Genomic DNA, 3,793 nt, shown 5'->3' with positions numbered 1-3,793 from the left:
CTTTTATGGCTAATCTTTTTTCTTGCCACTAAGACACAAAGACACAAAGGAACACGAAGATTTATTTTTTGGTGATTCTTTGAGTCTTAGAGCTTTTATGGCTAATCTTTTTTCTTGCCACTAAGGCACAAAGACACGAAGTTTCACAAAGATTCTTTTTTCGTGATTCTTTGAGTCTTAGAGCCTTTGTGGCTAATCTTTTTTCTTGGCATTAAGGAAATATTCGCAACAATGCTTTTTTCTAAAATCTAAAATAGAATATTGCTTCTTTGTTGGGTATTCCTTCTCCTCTTATCGTTCCTTTGTGGCGGTTTATTATCCGATTAACTATTGCGAGTCCTATTCCTGAACCTTCAAATTTTGTGTCTGAATGTAGCCTTTTAAAGCATGCAAATAAATTGTCTGAATATTTATTGTCAAATCCTACTCCGTTGTCTTTTATAAAATATTCTGTGATTATTTTTTCATTTTCTTCATTAGTTCTGTCTATTTTCCCTATTTCAATCACTGGCTTTTCCTTTGTTGATGTAAATTTAATAGAGTTTGAAATTAAATTATTAAGCATAATTCTTACTAAATTTCTATCTGCATTTACAATAAGATTTTTCTGAATTTTGATTTTGATTTTTTCGTTTTTGTTTATTTTTTTTAGTTCGTTAAATATTTCTTCTGACAGTTTGCCAATATCTATTCTTTCTATTATTAAATAACTTTTGTTAACACGAGATAGCTTTAAGAGGTCATCAATAAGTTGACTCATGTTATTTGTAGCCGATACTATTTGCTTAAAGTAGTTAGTTGCATCTTTGTTTAGTTCGTTTGGATAATCTTCTAAAATGGCATTGCTAAAACCTTTTATTGTACGAAGTGGGGCTCTTAAATCATGTGAAACAGAATATGAAAAAGACTCAAGCTCTTTATTTGCTATATCTAATTGAGCATTTGTTTTGTTAAGTTTGCTGTTAATATCAATAACATCTTCCATTAATAATGTTAATGAGTTATTTGATATTCCAAGTTCTTCGGTTCTTTCATTAATAAGTTTTTCGAGATTATCACGATGTTTGGCGAGTTCTTTTTCTGCTTTTTCTCTAATATTAATTTCTTCATTTAAGTCATTAAGCATATTTAATGAAGCATCTTGTGCCTGTTCTAATTCTATATGAGACTTTTGGAGTTCTTCCGATCGCTTTTTTTCTATTTCTGCTAATTCTTTATATCTTTCTTTGCTTTGTTCATGTTCAATAATTTTTTGTTCTAAGTCATTCAAATATTTTGCATTTGAAAACTTTATTCCTATCATTTGACCTATAGATGAAAAAGTTTCTATTTCTGTTTTATTAAATTCTTTCTTTCCGTCAAATATTAAATTAATTATTCCTAATACTTCATTTTGATAAATGCAAGGGATTGAAAGAGCAGTTTTAACATTAGAATTAATTAGTGTAACTTTTGTTGTATGTTTATATTTTTCATCATTACTAACATTTATGCTAAATTGTACTTTTTTTGTTTTTATAGAATATCCTGTTAAGCTTTCATCTATCCGAAATTGTTTAATCGCTTTTAAAGCTTCTTTTGGAAAACCTTGTGAATAAATATAATTAATTTTATTATTAATTTTATTATATGTAAACATAACAACCGATGATGCATCTGTGTGTTTTAGAAGTGCATTTACCGAAGCTTCAGCTACTGATAGTAAATTAATTGCTTTTCGCATTACATCCGAAATGTTTTTTGTAAGGATTAAAGATTTGTTATTTAATTCTAATTTTTCTATAGCCTTTTTTCTTTTTGTAATATCAAGTAATGTTCCTTGTACAGACAGCTTTCCTTGGTAAATTATTTTTCCCCCCAAAACTTCTGCATCAAATAATTTCCCGTTTTTATCAATTGCTTTTATTTCATATTGTGAAAATGTTTTTTTGCCTTCTTTTCTTTCTTCTACTTCTTTTTGAATTTTTTCCCAACTTTCTTTGGTAACAATATTTTTTATTGGAACACCAATTATATCTTCAGGTAAGTCATAGGAAAATATTTCTGCAAATCTTTTATTACAGAATTTGAGTATATGATTTTGAGTAATGTAAAATCCTGATAGTGAATTATCAACTAACATCCTGTATTGTATGTTTTTTTCACTTAATTCAATATCCATTTTATCGCGTTCCTCAATCATTGTATTTGCGATATTAGCAAGGTCTTTAAATTCATGAATTTTTAGTTTGCTTTTATTAATAAAAATATTTTTGTTTGCAGGATTTTTAAAAAAGGAATGAAAAACATTAAATTCTTTTGTAATATAATTCTTAATAAAAAAAGTTAAAAATAGAAAGGCAATTATTACAAATAAAAATATAGCAATTATTATTGTTATTTTACCTTTTAATTCATCTTTAAATTTTTCGTGATGTTTTGTTAGTTCTTTATCAATATCATTGAAATAAACACCTGCACCAATTATCCATTCCCATTTATCATATCCTCTTATGTATGAAATTTTTGGTTCTTCAATATCAGTGTCCATTTTTTTAAATTTGTATTTAAAATATCCACCATTTTTTTTATGAGCAAGTTGCAATTCTTTATCAAATAATCTTAAACCATCAGAATCAGTTATATTACTTATATCTTTTATTCCGCTTATTTTTTTGCCATCAAAAATCAAAGCGTTGCCATCATAAGTATTAATAAAAATATATCCTCCATATTCAAAATGCATTGTTGCCACCCAATTTAATATTTGATTTTGCATATCAGATATTTGAGTTATTGTATCTGTTCTTATTCTAAAATTTATATGAGTTACAACATTTTCAACTTTATTTTTAATCAGTATTTTATGCTGGCTCATCAAATTTTCTTTTAATAAATTTAGCTCCCTATCGTTTCTTCTTATTTCAGAATATATCCATAATGCACTAATAGAAACAAATAGCATAATTGTTGTCAATAAAAATATTATAAATAATCCTCGTCTTACACTTAATTTTGGTTTTTTCATACTAATTTTTTTATCCATTTACTTACTTTGTTCATGATACTTACTCACTTCGCTCATTTCCTTACTTTGTTCATGATACTTACTCACTTCGCTCATGTCATTTATTTGCTTTGTTCATGATACTTAATCACTTCGCTCATGTCATTTACTTGCTTTGTTCATGATACTTACTCACTTCGTTCATGTCATTTACTTGCTTTGTTCATGATACTTACTCACTTCGTTCATGTCATTTCCTTACTTTGTTCATGATACTTATTCACTTCGCTCATGTCATTTATTTGCTTTGTTCATGATACTTATTCACTTCGCTCATGTCATTTCCTTACTTTGTTCATGATACTTACTCACTTCGCTCATGTCATTTCCTTACTTTGTTCATGATACTTATTCACTTCGCTCATGTCATTTACTTGCTTTGTTTATGATACTTACTCACTTCGTTCATGTCATTTACTTGCTTTGTTCATGATACTTACTCACTTCGCTCATGTCATTTATTTGCTTTGTTCATGATACTTATTCACTTCGCTCATGTCATTTATTGTCATTTGCCCTTCGGGCGTAATTTAATTAGTCCGCAACCCACAGTCGACAATGGATTAACAACTAAACCCCAAAACCCAAAACCCAAACCCCAAATCCCAAATCCCAAATCCCAAACCCTTACTATCCAATAACCATCCAATGACAAATAATGACAACTTAATGACCACTCAATGACAACTTAATGACTACCAAATGACAATTAATGACAACTTAATGACAACTTAATGACCACTCAAT

Annotated in this window: 1 protein-coding gene; it reads right to left on the bottom strand. The window is 28.2% G+C overall.

Annotated elements, in window-relative coordinates; genetic code table 11:
- Nucleotides 1-241 precede the first annotated feature (241 nt).
- Nucleotides 242-3,007: a cache domain-containing protein gene (locus U9R42_05175; GenBank protein MEA3495410.1), complete on the bottom strand. Its 2,766-nt coding sequence runs from the start codon at nucleotides 3,005-3,007 to the stop codon at nucleotides 242-244.
- Between the last annotated feature and the right edge of the window lie 786 nt (nucleotides 3,008-3,793).

It is taken from the genome of Bacteroidota bacterium, from assembly GCA_034723125.1.
GTDB lineage: Bacteria > Bacteroidota > Bacteroidia > CAILMK01 > JAAYUY01 > JAYEOP01.
This window is presented reverse-complemented; position numbering and strand designations above follow the sequence as displayed.